The 21,304-nt window shown below is 52.7% G+C and carries 21 protein-coding genes and 1 tRNA gene; 15 read left to right on the top strand and 7 right to left on the bottom strand.

Annotated features, from left to right (window positions below; translation table 11 throughout):
- From xynR to SK62_RS23100, 3 genes are all read right to left on the bottom strand, one after another.
- On the bottom strand, window positions 1–759 hold the full coding sequence (gene xynR / locus SK62_RS18405) for a DNA-binding transcriptional repressor XynR (RefSeq protein WP_047718324.1): 759 nt from the start codon (window positions 757–759) through the stop codon (window positions 1–3).
- Between the two features lie 223 nt (window positions 760–982).
- The gene (gene argF / locus SK62_RS18400) at window positions 983–1,987 is read right to left on the bottom strand and encodes an ornithine carbamoyltransferase (RefSeq protein WP_047718326.1); all 1,005 of its coding nucleotides are present in this window, start codon (window positions 1,985–1,987) and stop codon (window positions 983–985) included.
- The gene (locus SK62_RS23100; protein WP_213083700.1) at window positions 1,957–2,052 is read right to left on the bottom strand and encodes a putative translational regulatory protein ArgL; all 96 of its coding nucleotides are present in this window, start codon (window positions 2,050–2,052) and stop codon (window positions 1,957–1,959) included. The genes argF and SK62_RS23100 overlap by 31 nt, the downstream gene beginning before the upstream one ends.
- Window positions 2,053–2,151: 99 nt before the next feature.
- Between SK62_RS23100 and rraB the strand changes: the two genes are divergently transcribed.
- The 5 genes from rraB (at window position 2,152) to SK62_RS18375 (ending at window position 5,748) form a co-directional block, all read left to right on the top strand.
- The gene (gene rraB, locus SK62_RS18395) at window positions 2,152–2,577 is read left to right on the top strand and encodes a ribonuclease E inhibitor RraB (RefSeq protein ID WP_017694625.1); all 426 of its coding nucleotides are present in this window, start codon (window positions 2,152–2,154) and stop codon (window positions 2,575–2,577) included.
- A gap of 46 nt (window positions 2,578–2,623) precedes the next feature.
- Entirely contained in the window at window positions 2,624–3,382 is a 759-nt protein-coding gene (gene miaE, locus SK62_RS18390; protein WP_032670688.1) for a tRNA isopentenyl-2-thiomethyl-A-37 hydroxylase MiaE, read from the top strand.
- Between the two features lie 30 nt (window positions 3,383–3,412).
- Complete coding sequence (locus tag SK62_RS18385) at window positions 3,413–4,135, top strand: hypothetical protein (RefSeq protein WP_033487908.1); 723 nt, start codon at window positions 3,413–3,415, stop codon at window positions 4,133–4,135.
- A gap of 105 nt (window positions 4,136–4,240) precedes the next feature.
- Window positions 4,241–4,325, top strand: a tRNA-Leu gene (locus tag SK62_RS18380).
- 163 nt (window positions 4,326–4,488) lie between these two features.
- On the top strand, window positions 4,489–5,748 hold the full coding sequence (locus tag SK62_RS18375) for a tyrosine-type recombinase/integrase (protein ID WP_047718329.1): 1,260 nt from the start codon (window positions 4,489–4,491) through the stop codon (window positions 5,746–5,748).
- Between the two features lie 72 nt (window positions 5,749–5,820).
- On the opposite strand, the gene SK62_RS18370 is transcribed toward SK62_RS18375, so the two are convergent.
- The 4 genes from SK62_RS18370 to SK62_RS18355 form a co-directional block, all read right to left on the bottom strand.
- Window positions 5,821–6,549, bottom strand: a complete 729-nt coding sequence (locus tag SK62_RS18370) for a type II toxin-antitoxin system death-on-curing family toxin (RefSeq protein ID WP_047718330.1) — start codon at window positions 6,547–6,549, stop codon at window positions 5,821–5,823.
- 689 nt (window positions 6,550–7,238) lie between these two features.
- Complete coding sequence (locus SK62_RS18365; protein ID WP_017692853.1) at window positions 7,239–7,802, bottom strand: phage polarity suppression protein; 564 nt, start codon at window positions 7,800–7,802, stop codon at window positions 7,239–7,241.
- Between the two features lie 28 nt (window positions 7,803–7,830).
- Window positions 7,831–8,049 carry an ogr/Delta-like zinc finger family protein gene (locus tag SK62_RS18360; RefSeq protein WP_047718331.1) on the bottom strand — a complete coding sequence of 73 codons (219 nt, stop codon included), beginning with the start codon at window positions 8,047–8,049 and terminating at the stop codon, window positions 7,831–7,833.
- A 2-nt stretch (window positions 8,050–8,051) separates the two neighbouring features.
- Complete coding sequence (locus tag SK62_RS18355; RefSeq protein ID WP_047718333.1) at window positions 8,052–8,795, bottom strand: hypothetical protein; 744 nt, start codon at window positions 8,793–8,795, stop codon at window positions 8,052–8,054.
- Window positions 8,796–9,346: 551 nt separating this feature from the next.
- Between SK62_RS18355 and SK62_RS18345 the strand changes: the two genes are divergently transcribed.
- From SK62_RS18345 to SK62_RS18300, 10 genes are all read left to right on the top strand, one after another.
- Entirely contained in the window at window positions 9,347–9,613 is a 267-nt protein-coding gene (locus SK62_RS18345) for a helix-turn-helix transcriptional regulator (RefSeq protein WP_026094409.1), read from the top strand.
- Window positions 9,610–10,164, top strand: a complete 555-nt coding sequence (locus SK62_RS18340) for a host cell division inhibitor Icd-like protein (RefSeq protein WP_045339587.1) — start codon at window positions 9,610–9,612, stop codon at window positions 10,162–10,164. The genes SK62_RS18345 and SK62_RS18340 overlap by 4 nt, the downstream gene beginning before the upstream one ends.
- Window positions 10,157–10,456 (top strand): derepression protein, encoded by a 300-nt coding sequence (locus SK62_RS18335; RefSeq protein ID WP_017694617.1) that lies wholly within the window; start codon window positions 10,157–10,159, stop codon window positions 10,454–10,456. Before SK62_RS18340 ends, SK62_RS18335 begins: the two co-directional genes overlap by 8 nt.
- Window positions 10,449–10,898 carry a hypothetical protein gene (locus SK62_RS18330; RefSeq protein ID WP_017694616.1) on the top strand — a complete coding sequence of 150 codons (450 nt, stop codon included), beginning with the start codon at window positions 10,449–10,451 and terminating at the stop codon, window positions 10,896–10,898. Before SK62_RS18335 ends, SK62_RS18330 begins: the two co-directional genes overlap by 8 nt.
- Before the next feature lie 71 nt (window positions 10,899–10,969).
- Entirely contained in the window at window positions 10,970–11,230 is a 261-nt protein-coding gene (locus SK62_RS18325) for a hypothetical protein (protein WP_044488962.1), read from the top strand.
- Window positions 11,227–11,547 carry a DUF5375 domain-containing protein gene (locus SK62_RS18320; protein ID WP_032620858.1) on the top strand — a complete coding sequence of 107 codons (321 nt, stop codon included), beginning with the start codon at window positions 11,227–11,229 and terminating at the stop codon, window positions 11,545–11,547. Before SK62_RS18325 ends, SK62_RS18320 begins: the two co-directional genes overlap by 4 nt.
- A gap of 14 nt (window positions 11,548–11,561) precedes the next feature.
- Complete coding sequence (locus SK62_RS18315; RefSeq protein WP_045339590.1) at window positions 11,562–13,895, top strand: primase-like DNA-binding domain-containing protein; 2,334 nt, start codon at window positions 11,562–11,564, stop codon at window positions 13,893–13,895.
- A gap of 759 nt (window positions 13,896–14,654) precedes the next feature.
- Entirely contained in the window at window positions 14,655–18,167 is a 3,513-nt protein-coding gene (gene hsdR, locus SK62_RS18310; protein WP_048249786.1) for a type I restriction-modification system endonuclease, read from the top strand.
- A 71-nt stretch (window positions 18,168–18,238) separates the two neighbouring features.
- On the top strand, window positions 18,239–19,828 hold the full coding sequence (locus SK62_RS18305; protein WP_047718338.1) for an N-6 DNA methylase: 1,590 nt from the start codon (window positions 18,239–18,241) through the stop codon (window positions 19,826–19,828).
- Window positions 19,825–21,297 (top strand): restriction endonuclease subunit S, encoded by a 1,473-nt coding sequence (locus SK62_RS18300; RefSeq protein WP_047718339.1) that lies wholly within the window; start codon window positions 19,825–19,827, stop codon window positions 21,295–21,297. The genes SK62_RS18305 and SK62_RS18300 overlap by 4 nt, the downstream gene beginning before the upstream one ends.
- The last annotated feature ends 7 nt before the right edge of the window (window positions 21,298–21,304 follow it).

Below are 21,304 nucleotides of genomic sequence, written 5' to 3'. Positions count from 1 at the left end.
TCAGGCCGGGTAGCCCAGCGCGCGTGAGAGCTGGAGCCCGGCCTGCTGAAGCTGCTCGCGGAAATTAGCCAGCTCAGCGTCGTCCACGCGCGAGGTCAGCGTCGACAGGCTCAGGGCGGCAATCATGCGGGACTCGTGGTTCCACACCGGCACCGCCACGCAGCGCACGCCCTGCTCGTTCTCTTCGCTATCCAGGGCATAGCCCTGCTCGCGGGTCTGCGCCAGGGCACTCATTAAGGCTTCGCGAGAGGCAAGGGTAGAAGGGGTATAGGTGGTGTACTGATAGCCCTCCAGCAGGGCGTTCAGCTCGGCCTCGCCCAGCCAGGCAATCAACACTTTGCCGATGGCGGTGGCGTGAACCGGCAGGCGGCGGCCGATGCGCGAATAGGCGATGGCAGCGAGCTTGCCTTCAATCTTCTCGATATAGACCCCTTCACGCCCGTCCAGGATCCCCAGATGGGTAGTCTGCCCGGTTCGCCGGGACAGCTCCGTCAGCCAGCCTTTCGCCTTCTGCCGAATATCCATCGAGCCCACGACGAAATGGCCGCGCTCGACCAGCTTCATGCCGAGGCGATACTTACCATTCTCCGGGTTCTGATCGATATAGCCGTGAAGCTGGAGGGTTTTCAGCAGCGAGTGGAGGGTACTCTTGCTCAGCCCCATCAGTTTGCTGATGTCGGTGATCTTAAGCTCGGTGGCCTGCTCGTTGAACAGGTCGAGGATCTGCAACGCACGTTCAACAGACTGAATAATCGGCATAATGCTGGTATGTCCACGCTGGAATTAAGGCGAAAACGTACCTTTTTCGGGGTGAAAAATCAATTGAGTAGAGCGGGTTGTGGGAGAAAGGGCATCAGCCGCATCGTCGCCTGATTTGCCCGGCGGCGCTGCGCTTGCACGGGCCTACGGGTTTTGTAGGCCGGGTAAGCGCAGCGCCACCCGGCAAGAAGAGCGCACCGAATCAATAAAGTGGGAGAAAGGATCACTCCCCAAGCGTCGCCACCATCACCGCCTTAATCGTATGCATCCGATTTTCCGCCTGGTCGAACACGATGCTCGCCGGCGACTCAAACACCTCGTCCGTCACTTCCATCCCGCCGTGCAGATCGAACTCTTTCGCCATCTGCTTGCCGAGCGTGGTCTGGTCGTCATGGAACGCCGGCAGACAGTGCAGGAACTTCACGTTCGGGTTGCCGGTCAGCGCCATCATCTGCGCGTTCACCTGATACCCGCGCAGCAGCGCGATACGCTCCGCCCACTTCTCTTTGGCTTCGCCCATCGACACCCACACGTCGGTATAGATAAAGTCCGCGCCCTTCACGCCCGCCGCCACGTCTTCCGTCAGGGTGATTTTCCCGCCGTGCTTTTCCGCCAGCGCGCTGCACTCTGCCACCAGGCTCTCTTCCGGCCAACAGGCCTTCGGGGCCACCAGGCGTAGATCCAGCCCGGTCAGCGCCGCCGCTTCCAGCATCGAGTTGCCCATGTTGTTGCGCGCGTCGCCCGCGTAGACCAGCGTCATCTCGTTAAACGCCTTGCCCGGCAGGTGCTCCTGCATGGTCAGCAGGTCAGCCAGCAGCTGCGTCGGGTGGAACTCGTTGGTCAGCCCGTTCCACACCGGCACGCCAGCATACTGCGCCAGCGTCTCGACGACTTCCTGGCCGTGGCCGCGGTACTGAATGCCGTCGTACATCCGCCCGAGCACCCGTGCGGTATCCTTAATTGACTCTTTATGCCCAATCTGGCTGCCGCTCGGCCCTAAATAGGTAACGCGCGCGCCCTGGTCAAATGCGGCAACTTCGAAAGAGCAACGTGTACGGGTCGAGTCTTTTTCGAAGATGAGCGCGATGTTTTTGCCAGTAAGCTTTTGTACTTCCTTGCCCTTTTTTTTATCGGCTTTGAGCTGTGCGGCAAGGGTCAGCAGAGAAGTGAACTGTGCAGGGGTAAAGTCGAGCAATTTCAGAAAGTGTTTCTTGTGCAGATCAGACATTTTATCCTCGCATGGCGAACGCCACTTATTGAATTAAAATTCACTTTATATGTGTAATTATTCATTTGCAACCCCGTTTCACAAATCTTTCCAACAAAGGTGGAGGCAAACCCGTCCGTGTGTGAAAATAGAAGTATCTGCCGCACTTTAAAGAGGATTGAGCCATGGCAAACCCGGAATTACTGGAAGAGCAACGCGAAGAGACGCGTCTGATTATTGAAGAACTGCTGGAAGACGGTAGCGATCCGGACGCGCTGTACACCATCGAACACCATTTCTCTGCGGACGACTTTGAAGCGCTGGAAAAAATGGCCGTGGAAGCCTTCAAGCTGGGTTACGAAGTGACCGAGCCGGAAGAGCTGGAAGTGGAAGAGGGCGACACCGTCATCTGCTGCGATATCCTGAGCGAAGGCGCGCTGAAGGCGGAGCTGATCGACGCGCAGGTAGAACAGCTGATGAACCTGGCCGAGAAGTTTGAAGTGGAATACGACGGCTGGGGAACCTACTTCGAAGATCCGAACGGTGAAGACGGCGAAGAAGGCGACGACGAAGACTACGTCGACGAAGACGACGACGGCGTGCGTCACTAAGCGTTTCAGGCGGTGGCGTGCGCCACCGCTTTTTCAAGGCAGAACCATGGATTACCCGCAGATACTCGCCCCCGTACTTAACTTCCTCCAGTGCCCGACCCCGCAAGCATGGATTGATAAAGCCCGCGACCCGGCGAACCTGCCGCTGCTGCTCACCGACCACATGGTGTGCGAGCTCAAGGCCGCCCAGACCGCGCTGCTGCTGGTGCGTAAATACGTCGCCGACGAAAGTGGTGCCGACGCGCTGCTCGACTGGCTCAAACCCTACGAACAGTTCACCTTTCGCGACGGCCCGGAGCCGGACTTCATCGCCCTGCACAGGCAGATTGGCAAAAGCGTGATGCCCAAAACCGACGACCCGTGGGGCCAGGCGCTCATCGACAGCATGGTGCTGCTGATTAAAGAGGAGCTGCACCACTTCTGGCAGGTGCGAGAGGCGATGCTGGCCCGCGACATTCCGTACGTCAAAATCACCGCCAGCCGCTACGCCAAAGGGATGCTGAAGGAAGTGCGCACCCACGAGCCGCTGACGCTGATCGACAAGCTCATCTGCGGCGCCTACATCGAAGCCCGCTCCTGCGAACGCTTCGCCGCGCTAGCCCCGTTCCTCGACGATGACTTACAGAAGTTCTATCTCTCGCTGCTGCGCTCGGAAGCGCGCCATTATCAGGACTACCTGACGCTGGCCCAGCAGGTGAGCGACGACGATATCTCACCGCGCATAAAGCATTTTGGCGAAATTGAAGCCACACTTATCTCGACACCGGACAACGAGTTTCGCTTCCACAGCGGCGTGCCGGTGTAAACCGGCACAACTCAAGGATAAGGATGCGAGATGAAAAAAACGTGGATCAGTACGGTCGTTGTTATTGTCGCGGCCGCCGCCGTGGCGTTCTGGGTGTTCTTTGACAGGCAACGCGCTCCGGAAGCGCAGATTGATACCACCCTCAACGCGATGCCTGCCTGGCAGGTGATTAAGGAGCAGGAGCCCGCGCTGCATCAGCGCATCCTCGACCAGATGGCAGCCCTGCAAAAAGCGGGCGAGCCGGAGCAGCAGATTATCGACACCATCCAGCCGCAGATCCTGCATTTGCAGATGTCGCGCCTGCAAAACGCGCCGGACGCCAACGTGGTGAACTACATGACCATCAACATGGAGCAGACTGCCGCCATCCAGAAGGTGAGCGACGACGCCTGCTTCCGCTTCCTCTACCCGATGGTGAAGGGCGGCGTGAACCCGATGCGCATGCTGGATAAAGACCTGATGGCGCGGCGCATGCAGGCCGACGCCGACATGATGCGCGCGGCCTACGGTAAAAACCACCACACCGTGACGCAAGCCGAACGCGAGGCGGCTGTCGAGGATGTCCGGCCGATTATGAAACAACTAGCCGATAAGTACGGCGAGGATATCCAGCTGTTGCAGATGCCGGAGAAGGCGGTGGGTAAAGAGAAGCTCTCCTGCGATATGGTGCAGGAGATGTGGGCGAAGGTGCTGGCGCTGCCGGAGCAGAAGGCGGCGGGGGTGATTCGGCTGGCGGTGTCTGAGCTGGAGTGACGGTAGCGCTGGTTTTTTGGGCACTTAGCGCGGGTTTAGCGCGTCGTCGCTTGCATGGCGGCGCGCGACAGGTATAATCCACAACGTTTCCGCATCCCCTTCAGTGCCGAAGTGGCGAAATCGGTAGACGCAGTTGATTCAAAATCAACCGTAGAAATACGTGCCGGTTCGAGTCCGGCCTTCGGCACCATTAGGACTTCCAAGAACATCCGAGAAAGTCCAATCATCCCTTTAAAATCAATGCTTGCAGCGATTTTTACGTCCTGAGTCGTTCGAGGTTGTCCGTTGAAATCCGGATGTCATTGGGGGCATAATTGGGGGCATCTTTACTTCGATTAGAAATGTGCCCCCAAATGAAGCTCAACGCCAGACAGGTCGAGACCGCAAAGCCAAAAGACAAAAACTACAAAATGGCCGATGGCGGTGGTTTGTATCTCGAGGTTTCGGCCAAGGGTTCTAAATACTGGCGCATGAAATACAGACGCCCCTCCGACAAGAAAGAGGATCGCCTCGCGTTTGGTGTTTGGCCTACGGTGACGCTTGCTCAGGCACGAGCAAAGCGTGATGAAGCTAAAAAGCTGTTAGTGCAGGGCATTGACCCAAAAGCCGAACAGAAAGAAGCTCAGGCTGAGAATTCTGGGGCATATACTTTCGAAACTATCGCTCGTGAATGGCATGACAGTAACAAGCGCTGGAGCGAAGACCATCGATCGCGCGTTCTTCGCTATCTTGAGCTTTATATTTTTCCTCATATCGGTTCGTCCGACATTCGTCAGCTCAAAACCAGCCACCTTTTAGCTCCGATTAAAAAAGTTGATGCCAGTGGTAAGCATGACGTCGCTCAGCGCCTGCAACAGCGCGTCACGGCCATAATGCGTTATGCCGTACAGAACGATTACATCGACTTAAATCCAGCCAGTGATATGGCCGGTGCGTTATCAACAACCAAAGCACGACACTATCCAGCTTTACCCTCGAGTCGCTTCCCTGAGTTTCTTGCTCGTCTTGCTGCATATCGTGGCCGTGTAATGACACGGATTGCAGTCGAGCTTTCATTACTAACTTTTGTGCGTTCCAGTGAGTTGCGTTTCGCGCGATGGGATGAGTTCGACTTCGATAAATCCCTTTGGCGTATACCTGCAAAGCGAGAAGAAATCAAAGGTGTGCGTTATTCGTATCGTGGCATGAAAATGAAAGAGGAGCATATTGTCCCTCTCAGTCGGCAGGCGATGGTTTTATTAGAGCAACTCAAGCGAATTAGTGGTGATAAAGAGCTGCTGTTTCCAGGGGATCACGATGCAACGAAGGTTATGAGTGAAAACACGGTAAATAGCGCATTGCGTGCGATGGGGTATGACACAAAAACCGAGGTTTGCGGGCATGGATTTAGGACGATGGCGCGTGGCGCGCTAGGTGAGTCAGGGCTATGGAGTGATGACGCGATAGAACGACAGTTGAGCCACTCAGAGCGTAATAATGTACGTGCAGCTTATATCCATACCTCTGAGCATTTGGATGAACGTCGTTTGATGGTACAGTGGTGGGCTGATTATCTTGAAAAAAATATTAGTGATTATATTACACCATATGATTTCGCAAAAAAGCAGGTGTAAATTTATGATTAACAGTACGCAATTTTTTTAATTTGAATAATAGAAGCCTGCGGAGCGCAGGCTTCTATTATTTTAGATCTTGGCCAGCCAATCAAAAACTTTTACACGAAGTTTCATAAATTCATTCAAATCCTCATTCAAACCTTTCTGTCCATAAAAACGAGCGCTATCAATCCCATGTTCAGGCGTTAAATCTAAACGTTTTCGAAGCTCAGCAATATATGCTTGATCATATTCTTGCATTCCTTGCTTCCCTTTTTTTAGCACTTTCTCAACGATTTCACCATTTTTATAGATAAATGCATATTGCCCTTCATCTTCTAGTTGAAAATCAAATTGAGATAAACTTTCTCGTAGGCTCGAAAAGTTAAGGGGCTTTTCTCCTTTCACTATTCGCCGAGTGTTTCTGTTAAACCAATCTGCTATGATATCTATCTCATCATCCCTTTTCTCACATATTTCATGAGCGGCAACCTGACGAGTAAACTCAAACATTTCCTCATCATTACATCTTTCTAACCAAAGGTTATGTTCGCTCAAGAAATAAAGGGCTGATAATAATGCGGTTCTTTTGTTTCCGTTATAAAAACAGTGGTTGGAAATAATTCCATGGAATAGTGCTGCTGCTTTGTGGTATACATCTCCAAAAGCATCCTGCCCACCGGCGGAAGCAAACGGTCTTGCACACGCTGATTCTAATAACCCAATATCTTTCACTCCTGGCGGGGATATAGGGTCTTCGGAGTTGATATAGTATTCACTTAAAAAATTGTGAATTTCCTCTACAGTTCCAATACGCATTCACTATCCTTATTACGATTTTAAGATCACATAAAAGATATTGATAACATTTTGATTGTCAACATTCCATATCCGGAAACAAAAAAAGCTGATGAAGCGTGCTCCCATGCGTCAGTTTTGCACAACATCTTAAAAAAGTTGAGAAAATAGTTACGTTACTCATGTACCGCCGTGCCGTCTGCTCCATGATTGCCTAATTTATCTGACAGCTTTAGACTGATATGTGGATTGGTACAGGTTGCTACAGAAACGAATAAGCGATGCAAAAAATTTGCGAGACAGTATATGACCGGATTTAAAAGTTACACCTTAGGCACCCAACAAGTGACTGATGTAGGCCGCCTTAAGGCGGCTTTTTCGTCTCCTTTAGCTTGGTAATTTCAGCGGTAGCGCCGCCCTCGAATAGTATTCGCCAGTAATAGGCAGTCGTACAAATCCGTACTACGTGTCGTCAGCCTTAGGCCGCGAAATTATCTAAACACTTTGATGCTGGCGCGCAATGCTCTCCCCGCCCCGCCTGCCCGCTTAAGGGGGCGCTTTTAATGCAGATGCATGATCGGCCTCAGGGTGCGCCAGTCTGGCGCTGGCGGGGAATTCAGTGTCGTTAAAACGCATGCAAAACCATGCACCTATGCATGCATGGCTTTTATACGTAAAAATGGCGGGATTTTCGGGGATTTTTAAGCGGACTACTGCACGGCCAGTTCTGCACGGCGGCGGGTGTAATTCAGGTTCTGTGCAGGCGTGAATTTTTCACGACTATCATCGCACGAAGCCGCGTCAGGTCTGAATCCGATGGCCGTTAAAATGTCATTATCCTGCGCCGAATAATTAATTTTTTCACCGGCGACCAGCCAGAGCTGTAGCGCCTCGCGCAGATAGTCGAGTGAGTGCTGCATGGCGCAGCGCTGAACGGCGGGGTGTTGCCCGGGATAATTCATCAGTTCAGGGGCAAGGGCGGCGGCCAGCTCCGCGCCGTGCACCTGCATAAAATCATTTAAACGGTCGCGGATACTGATGCGCTGCACCTCCTCATGCGAGCGGATATAGCGACCGGCAGCCTGATTAATTTCCCATTTTTTCACGTCGATAATCTCGCGCAGGGTTTGCAGGCTCCGGCCGCTGTGGCCGCTGCCGGCAAGCTGTTCGCGGTATGCCTGTTCGGCCTGCGTCAGTTCTTCCCTGCGTTGCAGCCAGGCGGATTTATTTGCCTGACAGGCCTCAAAGGCTTTCTGTAGCGTCAGTGTGGTCACGTATGTTTCTCCTGATGACTGGCCGTGCTTACGCACCGGCACGGTTAACGGTGGCCGCCGGTGCGGGTAGCGGGATAACCGGCTCTGTCACCGGTGAACGAATAACCCCGTCGATGGATTCAAGCGTGCGGAACGTGGCCGAGCACTCGATGTTCATGCTCTGGTGATAGCGCTGTTTGACGTTATCGGACAGATAGCGACTGGTGCGGGAATGCGCGCTGGTTTTGCAGAACGGGCAGTGAAACATGCTTACCCCTCCGCTTCTGTCTCGCCATTTTCAGCCAGCTTTCTGGCAAGCATCATTCTCTTCGCAGGGCTGCGTAACAGCTCCGTATCAACGTCAGTAATCTGCGGCCGGTGCATGTCCGTCACGGACAACACCGGCTCATGCGTCATATCGAAGTGATACAGGCTGCCCTGACGGCTCAGCGCATCGCGCAGCTCGCCAGTGGCCACGGACTGCGGGGCGCTTTCTCCCTTCATTTCGAGGGCACGAATGCGCAGCAGGAAAGCGCGGATGAGGGTGACAGGAACCGCATTGACAGCCTGAGCCCATTCCGCACCGGCGTAAGCGGTAAAGGCATCTTCATGCGCTGAAAGGTATTTATTGCCGGTGGAGCAGGCATTCAGCATGGCGCGTGTCCGGTCAGTCTCCAGCTCCGCAATCAGGCCGGTAAACTCGTCGGCCAGCTCGCGACTGGCGATACGCCTGCTGTGCTCAGCTTTCATTTCAGGCGTGAGACTGCCGCGCAGGGTGCGAAAGCGGCTGCGCCAGTCTTGCTCCGCCTCAGCGCTCTCATCGAGGGCTGTCTGCCGCTCCTGCTTACAGCGTTCAATGGACGTATCAATCTCTTTCAGCGCCTGCATGCTGGCCGCGTGGGTGTCTCTGGCAGCAGTGAATGCGCTCAGCTTGTCGGTGATGTGCGGACTGTTATCTGCGTACTGCTGAGCGGCTACATCTTGCAGGGCGGTGATGAGTGTTTCGGGTTTCATGTTCAGGCTCTCCGTTTATTCAACCTGTAATGATTCTGCCCTTCATCACACAACATCTCGATTCATTGCAGTTGTGGCAGTTCTGGCACAAACAGCACTCAAAACCCGGCTGGCCAGAGAAAGGTCTCAGCAAAACCTTACTCATCGTTTGTTTTTTTACTTATAACTATTCACCACTGTTCACTGAAAAGAAAAAGACAATTAATACAGTAAGATAAGGGGTGAACAGTTGAGGTTGTGACTGTTCACCAACTGTTCACCAACTGTTCACGCTATAGAAATTTAGCATTGCCTCATAATTACGTTAATTTCTATTAATTAACATATAACCATAGGTGTAATTAATCGAAGATAAATTCTTATTTCCGCCTGAAGCCATTTAAAGTCATTTAAAGCAATTTGAAATTTTGCTGCTCAAAATTCAGACAGTCTGTGCCATGCCTCATACAAAATTCACTTGTTGCATCAGACCAAAATATTCACAAAATAGAGCGCTACCTGATACCGGACGGAAACGTCCGGATCTCTGCGGATATTAACGAGGTAGCGTTATGCATACAGTTTCATCAGCACTATCGACCCACACTGGCACGCACCCGATGCCGGTTTCATCCCCGGCTCAGGAACGTTTTTTACGTCTTCCGGAAGTAATTCATCAGTGCGGCCTGTCCCGCTCCACGCTCTACGATTTAATTGCCCGTGATGCTTTCCCGGCTCAGGTTTCCCTCGGGGGTAAGAATGTCGCTTGGCTACAATCTGAAATCACGGCGTGGATGGAAGAACGTATCGCCCACCGTAACCGGAAATACAACGCATGAATCAGAACCGTTTTCACAAAGCCCCTTTTTCTGGCTTGCATCTGTTGTGTGTTTCCTGGTACAGTTTTGTCGCTGTCGCAAAATCGACAGCCGGGCGTAGGAACCCGTGTTACTTCAAGGCGACACCAGACGCGCCATGCGTCTTTTTTTACGTCGTTGCTCAGGCACACCTTATTTTTGGGCTGTGGTGGTTTCACACCAGCCTGTATCAGATAATGGTGGTCCGGGCGGGGCAGCCCTCGGGCTGGCCGGTTTCCTTGAAGGCCGGTATTCCTACCCCCGTCCGGGCTACCACCCATGAGTGTAGGAACTCTGGTGGTAGCAATAACCGCTACTTCAAGGAGGTTGCCCCTATGGCTACGACCCTCACCCCGTCACACCCGCAGTTTGTCTTTGTGTTTGCCGCCGTCCGTCGCGCAGACCGTAAGCCCCGTATCTGTATGCTCCGCACCATTGCCGGTGACGAGCTGGCCGCCCGTCGCACCCTTGTCCGCGAATACGTGCTTTCCCTTGCCGCCCGTCTGCCGGTTGTGGAGGTGTCACATGCCTAATAAAAACACACCTCAGACCGTCTCAGCGCGTCGTGATGACCTTAACCCCATGCAGGAACACCTCAGCATAGAGGCGTATCATAAACTCAATCGCGCAAGCGCCGTCTCACAGTTCATTGGTGGAGATTTGCTGCACCGTGAACTGAACGGTCTACACCAGCTATACCTGCCGCAGATTTTTAGTTATATCCATGAGGACGTCAGCTACGTACTGGAAGAGCTGAAAGCCAAAGGCCTGTGCCGTGACTTTCTCGCCACGACATCGGGGAACGGAGGGGAGCACCATGTTTGATTTCCCTCAGCCGGGTGAAACATACCGTTGTTCAGGCTTTCCTGACGTGGTGGTGTCAGGCATTCTGGCCGACGGTATTCCATGGGATATGCCGTACCGCTGCCCGGGGCAAGTCTGGAATCCCTACCGGCGCACCTACACCATCCTCATTCGTATTATCGCTACTGGTGATATGGCAGAAATTCCACTCGGTCGTTTTTTGCGTGAATTTACCTGCGAGTCTCCCGACGTATTTAAACGCAGTCCTGAAAACCGCCATGCTGTTCTGAGTGAGCTTGCCGCAGACCCGGAATTACAGAAATACCGGGTGCGGAATATCGATAAATATCCTGACGATATTCCCCCGGTTAAACGCCCGGCACCGGTGGCGTATAAATGGCGAAATAATTTCAGGCCGGAAACGGAAATAAAACCGGATAACAGCTACCGCCATTATCTGTAATTACAAAACGATAACGAATATTAAATGTGCGTATCTGCGCAGGGATACGCACGACCTCAGGAGACAAAATTATGCCTGTTAACAGTGCAGAACGGCCGCAAAATATAAATCAGCCCACCATCAGCCGGGCAGACCTTGAATGCCTTGAACACCTTCGCAACGTCGGCCAGCTCGTCGGCGATCTAATGCAGGTGCAGGACTGCACGGCCATTCGTCGTGACCCTGCGCAGCAGTTACAGCTCACCTCCGTGATTTACCTCATGACCGCCCAGCTCGACGGCGTGGTCGAACACTGCAATCAGCGCTGGCTGACCGGGGAGGGTAACGTATGAAAAAGCCACTACCGCCCATATTACGCGCCGCGCTGTATCGCCGCGCTGTCGCCTGTGCGTGGCTGACAGTATGCGAACGTCAGCACCGCTACCCGCACCTCACTCTCGACGCGCTGGAAAGTGCCATTGCCGACGAGCTGGAGGGCTTCTACCTGCGCCAGCATGGCGAGGAGAAAGGTCGCCAGATTGCCTGTGCACTACTGGAAGACTTAATGGAAGCCGGACCACTCAAAGCCGCGCCGTCGCTGTCCTTTCTCGGGCTCGCAGTGATGGATGAACTCTGTGCCCGTCACATGCAATCGCCTGTTATGCACTGAGGGAGAAAATAACGATGAAAATGAACGTAACAGAGACGGTAAAACAGGCGTGCGGCCACTGGCCGCACATTCTCCCGGCGCTGGGTGTGAAGGTCATAAAAAACCGGCATCAGGCCTGTCCGGTGTGCGGCGGCTCTGACCGTTTTCGCTTTGACGATAGAGAGGGGCGCGGGACGTGGTACTGCAACCAGTGCGGTGCGGGTGACGGACTTAAGCTGGTAGAGAAAGTGTTCGGCATGAACGCATCAGAGGCTGCCGGGAAGGTGAACGCCGTGACCGGCAACCTGCCGCCGGTTGCCCCGGAAGTGATTGCGGCCGCAGAGGCTGAAACCGATACCGACCGCAAAGCGGCGGCCGCACTGGCCGTCAGGCTCATGGAGAAAACCCGACCGGCCAGCGGCAACGCCTACCTGACCCGCAAGGGCTTCCCCGACCGGGAATGTCCGGTACTGTCGGCCACACACAAAACCGGCGGCGTGACGTTTCGCGCCGGTGATGTGGTTGTCCCGCTGTATGACGATACCGGCGCACTGGTTAACCTTCAGCTTATCAGTTCTGACGGTCTCAAACGCACCCTGAAAGGCGGGGCGGTAAAAGGAGCGTGCCACACCATCGAAGGAAAAAAACAGGCCGGAAAACGCCTGTGGATAGCGGAGGGCTATGCGACCGCGCTCACCGTGCATCACCTGACCGGTGAAACCGTTATGGTGGCGTTGTCGTCCGTGAACCTCCTTTCTCTGGCGAGCCTTGTCCGCCAGAAACACCCGGCCTGTCAGATTGTCCTCGCCGCCGACCGTGACCTTAACGGTGACGGCCAGAACAAAGCCGCTGTGGCCGCAGGAGCCTGCGAGGGCATTGTCGCCCTGTCGCCGGTATTCGGTGACTGGAATGATGCGTTTATGCAGCACGGCGAAGAGGCAACGCGGAAAGCGATTTATGACGCCATCCGGCCACCGGCTGACAGTCCTTTCACTACCATGAGCGAAGCGGAATTTACCGCCATGAGCACCAGTGAAAAGGCAATGCGAGTACATGAGCATTACGGCGAAGCGCTGGCCGTGGATGCGAACGGCCAGCTCCTCTCCCGCTATGAGGCCGGGATATGGAAAATCATTCCACCGTCTGACTTTGCGCGCGACGTGGCCGGGTTGTTCCAGCGTCTGCGCGCCCCGTTCTCGTCGGGGAAAATTGCCTCGGTGGTGGAGACCCTGAAACTGATTATTCCGCAGCAGGATGCCCCGGCACGGCGTCTGATTGGCTTTCGCAACGGCGTACTCGATACCGCCACCGGCACATTCAACCCGCACCATAAATCACACTGGCTGCGCACGCTCTGTGATGTCGATTTTACCCCCCCGGTGGAAGGTGAAACACTCGAAACCCACGCCCCGGATTTCTGGCGCTGGCTCGACCGTGCCGCCGGTGGCAGACCGGAAAAGCGCGACGTGATACTTGCCGCCCTGTTTATGGTGCTGGCTAACCGTTACGACTGGCAGCTCTTTCTCGAAGTCACCGGTCCCGGCGGGAGCGGAAAAAGTATTCTGGCCGAAATTGCGACGATGCTTGCCGGGGAAGATAACGCCACGTCGGCCACCATCGAAACGCTGGAATCACCCCGCGAACGTGCGGCTCTGATTGGCTTCTCGCTGATTCGCCTGCCTGACCAGGAAAAGTGGAGCGGTGACGGGGCAGGACTAAAGGCCATCACCGGCGGGGATGCGGTCTCGGTAGACCCGAAATACAAGGATGCATACTCCACCCATATTCCGGCGGTGATCCTGGCCGTGAACAATAACCCGATGCGCTTTACCGACCGCAGCGGCGGTGTTTCCCGTCGCCGGGTGATCCTGCATTTCCCGGAACAGATTGCCCCGGATGAACGCGACCCGCAGCTAAAAAACAAAATCGCTCGCGAGCTGGCCGTAATTGTGCGCCAGCTTATGCAGAAGTTCAGCGACCCGATGACTGCCCGTGCTCTGCTCCAGTCACAGCAGAACTCCGACGAGGCGCTCAGTATTAAACGCGATGCTGATCCGACATTTGATTTTTGCGGCTATCTGGAAGCACTGCCGGAGCCTGAGGGTATGTATATTGGCAATGCCAACATCATTCCGCGCCAGCCGCGCCTGTATCTGTATCATGCCTATCTGGCGTATATGGAAGCCCACGGCTACAAGAATACACTCAGCCTCACCATGTTCGGTAAGGGACTGCCGGCCATGCTGAAAGAGTACGGGCTAAGTTATGAGAAGCGCCGAAAAAATCAGGGCATACAGACAAATCTGGCACTCAGAGAGGAAAGTAACGCCGACTGGTTGCCAAAATGTGATGACCCTATAGCGAAATAACCTACCCTGACCGGCAATAGCCGGTCTTTTTTTACCTGTAAAACGGCAAAAGTGAACAGTAAAGTATTCACTGTTCACCAACCGTTCACTACTTAACCATTTGAATGTATTGAATAAAATGCCGTAGTGAACAGTGTGAACAGTTTTTCCAAAAAAAAGTTTTTCTGTTCTGGTTTGGATCCGTACAACGGATCCAAACCGAAGATAGGATGAGTAATCTTTTTTCAGTTAAACCAATTAGTTGAGTTTAAAATTATCAAAATAAATGGTGGGGGCACAAAAGGGGGCACTTTGAAGTGTGCTTTATATTTTTTATTTATATTTTATAGGGTTAAATGATGATTTGAGTCCGGCCTTCGCACCAAAAGATGTGAATTAAAGTCGCTTAAGGGCGGCTTTTTTTGCGTCTGAATCCACGCAAATTTTTGCTTCCAGCAGAAGACAATCTGATTCAACCAACATCAAATTAATTGTGTGTATAGAAACGAATATATTCTAATCCAATAATTTTATATTTATGCATCAGCATTTCGGTGATTTTAAATGAATAATTTTCTTAATCTGGATGCTTTCAGCTTTACCCTGGAAAAGGAATGTATGCTGTCCCGCATGGTTTAAACATCTCACTTCTGCTGTAACGAACCCCAAACTCTTTCCATTGTTGATTAACTTGCTGTGACTTTGGTCATTGCTCCGGAAGCTTCAGATAGTTAAAGTAAAAATTATGTTCCTAAAATGTATGTGCAGGCCAGCATAACAATGATGAATAAATCCAATTTTGAGTTCCTGAAGGGCGTGAACGATTTCACCTATGCCATCGCTTGCGCGGCGGAAAATAACTACCCGGATGATCCCAATACGGCGCTGGTAAAAATGCGTATGTTTGGGGAAGCGACGGCAAAACATCTTGGCCTGCTGCTGGATATTCCTCCCTGTGAAAATCAGCACGAACTCCTGCGTGAGCTTGGCAAAATTGCCTTCGTTGACGACAGCATTCTTTCCGTGTTCCATAAATTACGTCGTATTGGTAACCAGGCTGTCCACGAATACCATAACGATCTTGATGATGCTCAGATGTGCTTAAGGCTGGGCTTTCGGCTGGGGGTCTGGTACTACCGTTTGGTTACGAAAGATTATGACTTCCCTGTGCCTGTTTTTGTTTTACCGGAGCGCGGAGAAAATCTTTACCGTCAGGAAGTACTGACGTTAAAACAAAAGCTAGAAGAGCAGTCACGTGAGAAAGCACTCAGTCAGGCTGAACTCGAAGCACAGCAGCAGAAACTGATTGCTCTGAACGGCTATATTGCCATTCTTGAAGGTAAGCAGCAGGAAACTGAAGCACAGACATTGGCTCGTTTCTCAGCACTGGAAGCGCAGTTAGCTGAGAAAAATGCGAAGCTGGCCAAGCTCACGGAACAGGAAAGAAAATCCTACCATAAAGAAATTACCGACCAGGCCGTCAAGCGTACACTGAATCTCAGTGAAGAGGAGAGTCGCTTCCTGATTGACGCTCAGTTACGTAAAGCGGGTTGGCAGGCGGATAGTAAAATGCTGCGCTTTGCCAAAGGTGCTCGCCCGGAACCGGGTATTAATAAAGCGATTGCCGAATGGCCTACGGGCGTAGATGAAACGGGTAAGCAAGGATTTGCGGATTATGTTCTGTTCGTGGGCCTTAAGCCTATCGCAGTGGTCGAAGCAAAACGTAAAAATATTGATGTTCCCGGCAAGCTGAATGAGGCTTATCGATACAGTAAATATTTCGATAATGCGTTTTTGCGCGATACGCTTCTGGAGCAATTTACCCCCGACGATATACACGAAACCCTACCGGTTTACGAAATCAGCTGGCAAGATACCAGCGGCACACAGCGTTTTAAAATCCCCTTTTGCTACTCCACCAACGGGCGTGAATACCGCGCGGCAATGAAGACCAAAAGCGGTATCTGGTATCGTGACGTCCGCCACACCACCAATATGTCGAAAGCGCTGCCGGAATGGCATCGCCCGGAAGAGCTGCTGGATATGCTGGGCAGCGACCCGCAGAAACAGAATCAGTGGTTTGCCGATAACCCCGGAATGAGCGAACTGGGCCTGCGTTATTACCAGGAGGATGCCGTTCGCGCGGTAGAGAAGGCCATTGTCAACGGCCAACAAGAGATCCTACTGGCGATGGCGACTGGTACTGGTAAAACCCGTACCGCTATCGCCCTGATGTTCCGTCTGATCCAGTCGCAGCGTTTCAAACGCGTCCTGTTTCTGGTCGACCGACGCTCGCTTGGCGAGCAGGCGCTGGGGTCGTTTGAAGACACACGAATTAACGGCGACACCTTTAACAGTATTTTTGATATCAAAGGCTTGACCGACAAATTCCCGGAAGACAGCACCAAAATTCACGTCGCTACGGTTCAGTCTCTGGTCAAGCGTACGTTGCAATCCGATGAACCGATGCCGGTTGGCCGCTACGACTGTATCGTGGTCGACGAAGCACACCGCGGCTACATTCTTGATAAAGAGCAGACCGAAGGCGAGCTGCAGTTCCGTAGCCAGCTGGATTACGTTTCCGCCTACCGTCGCATTCTCGACCACTTCGACGCGGTAAAAATTGCCCTGACCGCCACGCCAGCCCTGCACACGGTTGATATTTTCGGCGAACCAGTTTACCGCTACACCTACCGTACGGCGGTGATCGACGGCTACCTGATCGATCAGGAACCGCCCATTCAGATCGTTACCCGCAACGCGCAAGATGGGGTCTATCTTTCCGAGGGCGAACAGGTGGAACGCCTGAACACGCAAGGCGAGCTGATCAACGACACGCTGGCTGACGATCAGGATTTTGAGGTTGCCGATTTTAACCGCGGCCTGGTGATCCCTGCGTTTAACCGTGCGGTATGCGGTGAGCTCACCAAATACCTGGATCCCACCGGACAGCAAAAAACGCTGGTGTTCTGCGTCACCAACGCCCATGCCGACATGGTGGTTGACGAGCTGCGCACCGCGTTTAAGAAAAAGTATCCGCAGCTTGAACACGACGCCATTATCAAGATCACCGGTGATGCCGATAAAGACGCGAAGAAAGTGCAAAGCATGATCGTCCGCTTCAACAAAGAGCGGTTGCCCAATATTGTGGTTACCGTCGATCTGTTGACCACCGGCGTGGATATTCCTTCAATCTGTAATATTGTGTTCCTGCGCAAAGTCAAAAGCCGCATTCTATACGAGCAGATGAAGGGTCGTGCCACGCGTCTGTGCCCGTCGGTGGGGAAAACCAGCTTTAAGATTTTCGACTGTGTTGATATCTACAGCTCGCTGGAAAGCGTCGATACCATGCGCCCGGTGGTTGTGCGTCCACAGGTGGAACTGCAAACGCTGGTCAATGAAATTACCGACTCAGAAACCTACAAAACCATTGAAGCGGATGGCCGCAGTTTTGCCGAGCACAGCCATGAACAGCTGGTCGCCAAGCTGCAGAGAATCATTGGCCTCGCCACTTATAATCGCGATCGCAGCGAAGCGGTGGATAAGCAGGTCCGCCGTCTGGATGAACTGTGCATGGATGCCGCAGGCGTAAACTTCGGTGGCCTGGCTTCGCGCCTGCGGGAAAAAGGACCGCACTGGAGCGCCGAGATTTTCAATAAGCTCCCCGGCTTTATCGCCCGCCTCGAAAAGCTGAAAACCAATATCAACGCCCTGCGCGATGCCCCCATATTCCTCGATATTGACGATGAGGTGGTGAGCGTCAAATCGCTGTATGGCGATTACGACACGCCGCAGGATTTCCTCGAAGCGTTTGATGCGCTGGTGCAGCGTTCCCCTAACGCCCAGCCCGCGCTGCAGGCGGTGATCAATCGCCCGCGCGACCTAACTCGTAAAGGGCTGGTGGAATTGCAGGAGTGGTTTGACCGCCAGCATTTTGAAGAGTCGTCCCTGCGCAGCGCGTGGAAAGCAACGCGCAATCAGGATATCGCCGCCCGGCTGATCGGCCACATCCGTCTTGCGGCGGTGGGTGATGCGCTCAAACCGTTCGACGAGCGTGTCGACCACGCACTGACGCGTATCAAGGGCGAGAACGATTGGAGCGACGAGCAGATAAGCTGGCTCGACCGTTTAGCACAGGCGCTAAAAGAGAAAGTGGTGCTCGACGACGACGTTTTCAAAACCGGCAATTTCCATCGTCGCGGCGGTAAGCCAATGTTACAGCGTGCCTTTGACGACGACCTCGACAGCGTGCTGGATAAGTTCAGCGATTACATCTGGGATGAGCTCGCCTGACGCGTTATCATCCCCGGCAATTTCTTCTTCTGCGGCCCCGATAAGGGCCGCTGTTTTACATGGGATCTTCAATGAACAATAACGATCTGGTCGCCAAGCTGTGGAAATTGTGCGACAACCTGCGCGACGGCGGCGTCTCCTATCAAAACTACGTCAATGAACTCGCCTCGCTTCTGTTTTTGAAAATGTGCAAAGAGACCGGTCAGGAAGCAGACTACCTGCCGGAAGGCTACCGCTGGGATGACCTGAAATCGCGCATTGGCCAGGATCAGATGCAGTTCTACCGTAACCTGCTGGTCCAGTTAGGCGCTGATGAGAAAAAGCTGGTGCAGTCGGTGTTCCATAATGTCAGCACCACCATTGAGCAGCCCAAACAGCTGACTGAGCTGGTCAGCTATATGGATGCACTGGACTGGTACAATGGCAATCACGGGAAGTCCCGCGACGACTTCGGCGATATGTACGAAGGGCTGCTGCAAAAGAACGCCAACGAAACCAAATCCGGCGCGGGTCAGTACTTCACCCCGCGTCCGCTGATCAAAAGCATTATCCATCTGCTGAAGCCGCAGCCGCGTGAAGTGGTGCAGGATCCGGCCGCCGGGACCGCAGGCTTTTTGATTGAAGCCGACCGTTACGTGAAATCACAGACTAACGATCTGGATGACCTTGATGGCGACACCCAGGATTTCCAGATCCACCGCGCGTTTATCGGCCTCGAACTGGTGCCCGGCACCCGTCGTCTGGCGCTGATGAACTGTCTGCTGCACGATATTGAAGGCAACCTCGACCACGGCGGCGCCATCCGTCTGGGCAACACGCTGGGCAGCGACGGCGAGAATTTACCGCAGGCCGATATCGTCGCCACCAACCCACCGTTTGGCAGCGCCGCGGGCACCAACATTACCCGCACCTTCGTGCACCCCACCAGCAACAAACAGCTGTGCTTTATGCAGCATATTATCGAAACACTGCGCCCCGGCGGCCGTGCGGCGGTAGTCGTGCCGGATAATGTCCTGTTTGAAGGTGGTAAGGGCACGGATATTCGTCGCGACCTGATGGACAAATGCCATCTGCACACCATCCTGCGTCTGCCGACCGGCATCTTTTACGCTCAGGGCGTCAAAACCAACGTGCTGTTCTTTACCAAAGGCACGGTAGCCAATCCGAATCAGGATAAAAACTGCACCGACGACGTGTGGGTGTATGACCTGCGGACCAATATGCCGAGCTTCGGCAAGCGCACGCCGTTTACCGAGCAGCATCTGCAGCCGTTTGAAACCGTCTACGGTGAAGATCCGCACGGCTTAAGCCCGCGTACCGAGGGTGAGTGGAGCTTTAACGCTGAAGAGAGCGAAGTCGCTGACAGTGAAGAGAACAAAAACGCCGATCAGCACCAGGCCACCAGCCGCTGGCGCAAGTTCAGCCGCGAGTGGATCCGCACGGCGAAATCCGATTCACTGGATATCTCCTGGCTGAAGGATAAGGACAGCATCGACGCCGACAGCTTGCCGGAGCCGGATGTGCTGGCGGCAGAGGCGATGGGTGAGCTGGTGCAGGCGCTGGGCGAACTGGATGCGCTGATGCGCGAGCTGGGGGCTGACGAGGAAGCCGATAAGCAACGTCAGTTGCTGAATGCTGAATTTGGTGAGGTGAAGGAATGAGTACGGGGAAATTTCCGGAGGGGTGGGTTAGCCCCCAACTGGATGAGATCGCTACTGATATTAATTATGGTTATACCGCTTCATCAACATCTGAAAATATCGGTCCTAAAATGCTGCGTATAACCGATATTCAAGATAATAAAGTGGACTGGAACTCAGTACCCTTTTGTAAGATTGAGGATAATCAAAAAGATAAATATTTACTTTGTAACGGCGATCTTGTATTCGCACGAACAGGGGCTACTGTTGGTAAAAGTTTCTTAATTAATGAAGATATATCGAACACTGTATTTGCATCTTATTTAATAAGAGTTAGATGTAACAAAAAAATAAGTAGCCATTATCTTTCTTATTTTTTCCGATCGCCTACGTACTGGAGTCAAATAACGGAGTTTAGTGCAGGGATTGGGCAGCCAAATGTCAATGGTTCCAAACTTAAAAAATTAAATTTACCGTTAGCGTCTGTCTATGAACAAAAAATCATCGCCGAAAAACTCGATACACTTCTGGCGCAGGTAGACAGTACCAAGGCACGTCTTGAGCAAATCCCACAAATCCTGAAACGTTTTCGTCAGGCGGTGATGAAACTCGCGATAACAGGTGAGCTAACATCAGAATACCGCAATAATTTTCCTACTAATCTAGTTCAAGAAATCGCGGGTATTGTCGAAAAAGAACGGATAGAAAAGAAGATAAAAAACAGTAAATTATCGAAAGAACCATACCCTGCAAAGATACCATTTTTGATACCAAAAAGTTGGCAATGGTACAGACTGGGTCATATCAGTTTAAAAATAACAGATGGAGCTCATAACACTCCTAAAGTGTTAAGTGAAGGCTACCCATACATTATGGCTAAAGACCTAACAAAAGGTAAGCTCGATTTTTCTGAGGAAAGATTTATTTCAGAAAAAGACCATAAAGAACTTTATTTTAAATGTGCCCCAGAAGTAGGTGATCTTCTTGTTGTTAACATCGGGGCTGGAACAGGGAACAATGTTTTAATAGACAGCGACATTGAGTTCAGTTTTAAAAACATCGCGATAATAAAAAAATCCAAACTGATAACACCAACTTATCTAAAGATTTTCTTTGATTCTCAAAGAAATAGAATATTCAATGAGCAGACAAAGGGAGGAGCGCAGCCTTTTCTTAGTTTATCTGTATTAAACGATATTCCTTTTGCCCTCCCTCCTTTACCCGAACAACACGAAATCGTCCGCCGCGTCGAACAACTCTTCGCTTACGCCGACACCATCGAAAAGCAGGTCAACAACGCCCTGACCCGCGTCAACAGCCTCACCCAGTCAATCCTGGCGAAGGCCTTCCGCGGCGAGCTTACCGCCCAGTGGCGTGCTGACAACCCAAGTCTTATCAGCGGAGAAAACAGCGCTGCCGCCCTGCTGGAAAGGATTAAAGCCGAACGCGCGGCCAGCAGCGGTAAAAAAAACTCGCGTAAAAAAGCGTAATTGGGGT

Origin of the sequence: Enterobacter sp. BIDMC109, from assembly GCF_001037885.1 — a bacterium.
GTDB classification, from domain to species: Bacteria; Pseudomonadota; Gammaproteobacteria; order Enterobacterales; family Enterobacteriaceae; genus Enterobacter; species Enterobacter hormaechei_C.
Note: the sequence above shows the minus strand (reverse complement) of the source record. Positions and strands in the feature narration are given on the sequence as shown.